The organism is Streptomyces calidiresistens (genome assembly GCF_014141525.1).
GTDB lineage: Bacteria > Actinomycetota > Actinomycetes > Streptomycetales > Streptomycetaceae > Streptomyces > Streptomyces calidiresistens.
Genome location: NZ_VKHS01000324.1, coordinates 1 through 5804, shown reverse-complemented (window position 1 = coordinate 5804; position 5804 = coordinate 1). Strand labels below are relative to the sequence as shown.

The following is a 5804-nucleotide window of genomic DNA, read 5'->3' as shown; positions in this document are numbered from 1 at the left end:
CTCCCGTCCCCTCCCGATCGAAGGACCCCGATGACCCGCGTGATCGCCGGCGCCGCGGGCGGCCGCCGGCTGGCCGTGCCGCCGGGCGGCGGCACCCGCCCCACCTCGGACCGGGCCCGCGAGGGCCTGTTCTCCACCTGGGAGGCCCTGTACGGCCCCCTGGCGGGGACGGCCGTCCTGGATCTCTTCGCCGGCTCCGGCGCCGTCGGGTTGGAGGCGCTGTCGCGGGGGGCCGGCCGGGTGCTGTTGGTGGAGTCCGATCGCCGGGCGGCCCGGGTGGTGCGGGAGAACATCGCCGCCCTCGGCCTGCCGGGGGCGGAGGCGAGGACGGACCGGGTCGAGCGCGTCGTGGCCGGCCCTCCGCCGGGCGGGCCCTTCGACCTGGTCTTCGTGGACCCGCCCTACGCCCTGGGAGACGCGACGGTCGGCGAGATTCTCCTCACACTCGCCTCCGGGGGGTGGCTGGCCGACGGTGGAATCGTCACGGTGGAGCGCGGCACCAGAGGGGGGACGTTCCCCTGGCCGGCCGGCTTCTCCGCGCTGCGCTCCCGTCGGTACGGCGAGGGAACGCTCTGGTACGGTCGCGCCGCCGAAGACGAAGTTACCGACCGGTCATGATGGGCCGGGAGAGCGAGGAGAGACCGTTGCGACGCGCGGTTTGCCCGGGGTCGTTCGACCCGATCACCAATGGCCATCTCGACATCATCAACCGCGCCTCCCGGCTCTACGACGTGGTGCACGTGGCGGTGATGATCAACAAGTCCAAGAGCGGCCTGTTCTCGGTGGAGGAGCGCATCGCCCTCATCGAGGAGGTCACCTCGGTGTACGGCAACGTACGGGTGGAGGCCTTCCACGGCCTCCTGGTGGACTACTGCAAACAGCGGGACATCCCCGCCATCGTCAAGGGGCTGCGGGCCGTCAGCGACTTCGACTACGAACTGCAGATGGCCCAGATGAACAACGGGCTCTCGGGCGTGGAGACCCTCTTCGTGCCCACCAACCCCACCTACAGCTTCCTCTCCTCCAGCCTGGTCAAGGAGGTCGCCACCTGGGGTGGGGACGTCTCCCACCTGGTGCCGCCGACGGTGCTGGACGCGTTGCTGGAGAAGCTGCGCCGCCCCTGAGCCGAGCCACCCGGGGGCGCTCGCCCGAGGCGCCGTCCGTGCCCGGCGCACCCCGGCGCCCGGCCGGGGATACGCGCGCCCCCGGGACCGACTGTCCTCCGGGGGCCCGGCGGTCGTACAGTCACCCCGTGGACGTACACCAGAAGCTCGACGAGATCGTCGCGTCGGTCGGCAGCGCCAAGGCCATGCCGATGTCGGCGTCCTGCGTGATCAACCGGGGTGAACTCCTCTCCCGCCTCGAGGAGCTGCGCGGCGCCCTCCCCGACTCGCTGGCCGAGGCCAGCCGGGTCCTCGGCGGGCGCGAGGAGGTCGTCGCCGACGCCCACCGCGAGGCACAGCGCATCGTCGAGGCGGCCCGGGCCGAGCGGGGCTCCCTCGTGGAGAACACCCACATCGCCCGGGAGGCCCGCGCCGAGGCCGACCGCATCCTGGCGGAGGCCCGCCGGGAGGCGGCGGAGATCCGGGCCGAGGCCGACGACTACGTGGACAGCAAGCTGGCCAACTTCGAGGTCGTCCTCGGGAAGACGATCGACTCCGTCGGCCGGGGCCGGGAGAAGCTCCTGGGCGCCGGGCGCGACGGCGACCCCGAACTGCTCCTGGAACGCGCCGACACCTACGTCGACGACCAGTTCACCGCGATCGAGACCGTCCTGCGCAAGACCCTGGAGGCGGTCGGACGGGGCCGGAACAAGCTCACCGGTCACCGACCGATCGACGAACTGGCCGAACACATGGCGGCGGGGGAGGGGCGCCCCCCCGAGGCCCACCCCCTGGACCTCGCGATGGCCGGCGCGGCGGGCGCGGGCGCGCCGATGCCCGCCCCGACGGCCGACGGTGCGTCCGGGTGGACGACCGGGGCGGACCATTCCCCGTACGACAACGGATGGGGGCCCGGCGGCGACCCCCACCCGCAGGTCGCGGCCCCGACCGGCGACGGGTGGAGCGGCGACCCCGGCTACCCCGCCCACGCCGGCGACGGGTACGGCGCGCACGCCGGTGACGGGTCCGGATACGCCGACCACGGCGGTCACGGCGGTCACACCGGCGCGGGGCAGGAGACGGCCGGTTTCTTCGACACCGGTTTCATCGACCCCGAGCAGTTGCGCCGGTACGAACAGGAACGCTGAACCGGCCCGGAGTCCTTCGACGGGCCCCTCCGCCGGGGGAACCGGGTGGCACCGGTCGCCCCTCCCACCGCCATCACCGGGGGGACGGTTTGGGCCGGCAGCGGGCCGTGACGTATTCTGTTCCTTCGGCTGCGGTGATACCCGCGGCCCGCGTCACCCGGACCCCGCCGCACGCCCCGGTACGTCCCGGAGGCCCGGCTGCCGGTCCCTCGGCCGTCCGGTGTCCGCACACCGATCGATCCACCACTCACAGAAGGCGAAGAGCCCTGAAAGCCGCCCTGAACCCCCGCGCCCCCCTCGTGTTCGGTACACACGAGTTGGGGCGGCGTCCGGGTGCGCTCCTCAAGGTCTCCCGCACCGTGGAGGCCCCCGCCGACCTGGGCACCGATGTGCTCGGGGTCCCGGAGGGGGCGCCGATGGAGGTCTCCCTCCGCCTGGAGTCGGTGATGGACGGGGTCCTGGTCACCGGGACCGTCCGCACGCCCCTCGCCGGGGAGTGCGTAAGGTGCCTGGAGCCGCTCCGCCGTGAGTGCGAGGCGGACTTCCAGGAGTTGTACTCCTACCCCGATGCCGACGCCGGGAGTCGCTCCGCGGAGCCCGACGACGACGCCGGGGAGGAGACGCTGTTCCTCGAGGGCGAGTTGTTCGACCTCGAACCCGTGTTGCGGGACGCGGTGGTGCTTTCACTGCCCCTGCAGCCGGTGTGCCGGGAGGATTGCCCGGGTCTGTGCCCCGAGTGCGGGGTGCGACTGGAGACCGATCCGGATCACCGGCACGACGACGCCGTCGACATCCGTTGGGCGGCGCTGCGGGAGCTGTCGGGGACCCTCGGGTCCGCGGGGGCCGACGCGGAAGAAGAGAAGCCTCCCCGCGCCGGCGGGGACGAACCACAGGAGAAGTAGCCGTGGCCGTTCCGAAGCGGAAGATGTCGCGCAGCAACACGCGCCACCGCCGGTCGCAGTGGAAGGCTGCGGTCCCCAACCTCGCCGCGTGCGAGCGTTGCCGCGAGCCCAAGCTGCAGCACACCGCGTGCACCAACTGCGGCACCTACAACCGCCGCCAGGTGCTTGAGGTCTGACGGGCGGGTGACGGGCTCCATGCCGGACGCCGGCACCACGCGTTCCGCGGTGTCCGCGGAGGAGATCTCGTCCCCTGCGACTCTGGAAGGGCGGCTCGGCTACAAGGTCGAGACCGCCCTTCTGGTGCGTGCGCTGACCCATCGCAGCTACGCCTACGAGCACGGGGGCCTGCCCACCAACGAGCGGCTGGAGTTCCTCGGGGACTCCGTTCTCGGCCTGGTGGTCACCGACACGCTCTACAAGCGCCATCCCGAGCTGCCCGAGGGACAACTGGCCAAACTGAGGGCCGCCGTGGTCAACTCACGGGCCCTCGCGGAGGTCGCCCGGGGACTGGATCTGGGTGCCTTCGTGCGCCTGGGACGCGGGGAGGAGGGGACCGGCGGCCGGGACAAGGCGTCGATCCTCGCCGACACCCTGGAGGCGGTCATCGGCGCGGTCTACCTGGACTGTGGTCTGGCCGCCGCCGACGAGCTCGTGCACCGGCTCTTCGATCCGCTGATCGAGCGCTCCGCCGGCCTGGGGGCCGGCCTGGACTGGAAGACCAGTCTCCAGGAACTGAGCGCCGCCCGCGGATTGGGCGTGCCGGAGTACGAGATCACCGAGACCGGCCCCGATCACGAGAAGACCTTCACCGCAGCCGCCCGGGTGGCCGGTACCGCCTACGGCACCGGAACCGGGCGCAGCAAGAAGGAAGCCGAGCAGCAGGCCGCCGAGGCCGCCTGGCGGGCCATCCGGGCCGTCGCGGACGGTGAGGCCGCGTTGGCCGAGGCCGCCGACTCCTCCGGTTCGGTGGGGGTCCCCGCCGACGAGACCGCGGCGCCCGACGCCGCGTCGGGGGACGGGAGCCCGGAACGACACCCCGAGGCCGGCCCGTCGGACGACGCGTCCGCCGCCGGGGGGCGCTGAGCGGTGCCCGAACTGCCCGAGGTGGAAGTGGTGCGCCGGGGCCTGGAGCGCTGGGTGGCCGGTCGAACCGTCGCCGCCGTGGAGGTGCTCCACCCCCGCGCCGTGCGACGCCACGAGGCCGGCCCCCGCGACTTCGCGGACCGGCTCCTCGGGCGTCGTCTCGCCGTACCGCGGCGCCGGGGGAAGTACCTGTGGCTCCCCCTGGGGGAGACCGGGGAAACGCGGGGCGGGGACGCCCCGGCACTCTCGCTCCTGGCCCACCTCGGCATGAGCGGGCAGTTGCTGATCCAACCGGCGGAGGCGCCCGACGAGCGTCACCTGCGGGTGCGGATCTCCTTCACCGACGCGGGACCGGGCGAGCTGCGCTTCGTCGACCAACGCACCTTCGGCGGCCTCTCCCTTCACCCCTGTTCCCCCGGTGACGCCGAAGGGCTGCCGGACGTGATGGGCCACATCGCCCGCGACCCCCTGGACCCGGCCTTCGACGAGGATGCCTTTCCCGCGGCCCTGAGGCGTCGACGCACCACCGTCAAGCGGGCGCTGCTCGACCAGACGCTGATCAGCGGGGTCGGCAACATCTACGCCGACGAGGCGTTGTGGCTGGCGCGGCTGCACTACGACCGTCCCACCGACACCCTCACCCGCCCCCGGGTCGCGGAGCTCCTGGCCGGGGTGCGCGAGGTGATGACCGCGGCGCTGGAGGCCGGTGGCACCAGCTTCGACAGCCTCTACGTCAACGTCAACGGCGAGTCGGGGTACTTCGACCGTTCGCTCAACGTCTACGGCCGGGCCGGGCTGCCGTGCCGGCGCTGCGCCGCCCCGATACGGCGGGAACCGTGGATGAACCGCTCGAGTTACCGCTGCCCGGTCTGTCAGCGACCCCCGCGGTCCCGCCCGACCGTTTCCCGACGGGCGGGCATCGGGACCCGCGCCACCTGATCGTCCGGTTCCCCGGAACGGGCGGGTGCGCGGTACGGGGTTCGGGTCTCCCGACTCCGGCGTCCGGTCGGCGAGGGGGAGCCCCGGCCACCGGGGCGGGCCGTGCCGTCGGTCGCCGGACGGGGGTCCGTGCGGCGACCGGACATCCCGCTCAGTACCCGAAGTTCTGCGTCCACCACGGGCCGCCGGGGCCCGAGTGCACACCCACTCCCAGGGTGCGGAAGTCGCAGTTGAGGATGTTGGCCCGGTGGCCCTCGCTGTTCATCCAGGACTCCATCACCGAGGCGGCGCTCTGCTGGCCGCGGGCGATGTTCTCCCCGCCGAGGTTCCCTATCCCCGCCGCCGAGGCGCGATCCCAGGGGGAGCGTCCGTCGGGGTCGGTGTGGGAGAAGAAGGAGCGGTTCGCCATGTCCCGGCTGAAATCGCGGGCCAGTCGCCCCAGGGCGCTGTCGTGCACCAGCGGACTGCAACCGGCGCGTGCGCGTTCGGCGTTGACCAGTCGCAGAACCTCGGCCTCGGCCGTCTCCGCGGGGTCCTCGCTGCCGGAGGAGGAGCCGCCGGACGGCGGTGGCGTGGTCGGGCTCGGACTGCGGGGGGTCTCGGGAGCGGAGGTGCCGGGGGTCGGGGTC

The 5804-nt window shown here is 73.2% G+C and carries 8 protein-coding genes; 7 read left to right on the top strand and 1 reads right to left on the bottom strand.

Features of this window, described 5'->3' with window-relative positions:
- The first annotated feature begins 30 nt into the window (after positions 1–30).
- The 7 genes from rsmD (at position 31) to mutM (ending at position 5175) form a co-directional block, all read left to right on the top strand.
- Positions 31–618 (top strand): 16S rRNA (guanine(966)-N(2))-methyltransferase RsmD, encoded by a 588-nt coding sequence (gene rsmD, locus FOE67_RS14470; RefSeq protein ID WP_182664316.1) that lies wholly within the window; start codon positions 31–33, stop codon positions 616–618.
- Positions 619–644: 26 nt separating this feature from the next.
- Positions 645–1124, top strand: a complete 480-nt coding sequence (coaD, locus tag FOE67_RS14465; protein WP_228473887.1) for a pantetheine-phosphate adenylyltransferase — start codon at positions 645–647, stop codon at positions 1122–1124.
- 128 nt (positions 1125–1252) lie between these two features.
- A complete protein-coding gene (locus FOE67_RS14460) occupies positions 1253–2251 on the top strand; it encodes a cell division initiation protein (protein ID WP_182664312.1) in 999 nt (332 codons plus the stop codon).
- Between the two features lie 299 nt (positions 2252–2550).
- A complete protein-coding gene (locus tag FOE67_RS14455; protein WP_182664310.1) occupies positions 2551–3153 on the top strand; it encodes a YceD family protein in 603 nt (200 codons plus the stop codon).
- A gap of 2 nt (positions 3154–3155) precedes the next feature.
- Positions 3156–3329 (top strand): 50S ribosomal protein L32, encoded by a 174-nt coding sequence (rpmF, locus tag FOE67_RS14450; RefSeq protein WP_182664308.1) that lies wholly within the window; start codon positions 3156–3158, stop codon positions 3327–3329.
- Positions 3330–3348: 19 nt separating this feature from the next.
- The gene (rnc, locus tag FOE67_RS14445) at positions 3349–4236 is read left to right on the top strand and encodes a ribonuclease III (RefSeq protein ID WP_182664318.1); all 888 of its coding nucleotides are present in this window, start codon (positions 3349–3351) and stop codon (positions 4234–4236) included.
- A 3-nt stretch (positions 4237–4239) separates the two neighbouring features.
- On the top strand, positions 4240–5175 hold the full coding sequence (gene mutM / locus FOE67_RS14440; protein ID WP_182664306.1) for a bifunctional DNA-formamidopyrimidine glycosylase/DNA-(apurinic or apyrimidinic site) lyase: 936 nt from the start codon (positions 4240–4242) through the stop codon (positions 5173–5175).
- Between the two features lie 151 nt (positions 5176–5326).
- Here mutM and FOE67_RS14435 read toward each other — a convergent pair.
- Positions 5327–5804 (bottom strand): CAP domain-containing protein (locus FOE67_RS14435; protein ID WP_182664304.1); only part of this gene is annotated, 478 nt, incomplete at its 5' end.

What these genes read in the sequence shown, in the direction of transcription:
- rsmD (WP_182664316.1), top strand. Translation starts at nt 31, where the DNA reads ATGACCCGCGTGATCGCCGGCGCCGCGGGCGGCCGCCGGCTGGCCGTG.
- rnc (WP_182664318.1), top strand. Translation starts at nt 3,349, where the DNA reads ATGCCGGACGCCGGCACCACGCGTTCCGCGGTGTCCGCGGAGGAGATC.